The organism is Burkholderia sp. GbtcB21, from assembly GCF_019091065.1.
Classification (GTDB): Bacteria; Pseudomonadota; Gammaproteobacteria; order Burkholderiales; family Burkholderiaceae; genus Burkholderia; species Burkholderia pyrrocinia_C.
Map to the genome: position 1 here is coordinate 1 of NZ_JAGXKA010000305.1, position 259 is coordinate 259.

Below are 259 nucleotides of genomic sequence, written 5' to 3' on the forward strand. Positions count from 1 at the left end.
CGGCGCTGCCCGGTGCGATGCTGCTGATCCAGCGGGAGCAGGGCGACGGGCCTGCGTTGCGCGGCGCGTTGCTGGCGCGCGGCGTGGACGTGACGTGCGATCCGTTCTGTGAATGGCCGACGACGATGCTGGACGGCACGCGCTCGCGCCTGCCGCCCGCGGCGATCGACGCGCTGGTGAACTGGATCGTCGGGCGCGCACCGGTTACGGCCGGCGTCGCCCGCGGTTCCCCCCACACGGGCCGCCCGAGGAGCGGGGT

General features: G+C 75.3%; 1 pseudogene. It reads left to right on the plus strand.

The features are described from left to right. Window positions 1–259: pseudogene (locus KVT39_RS37005) on the plus strand (alpha/beta hydrolase); the annotation flags it as partial.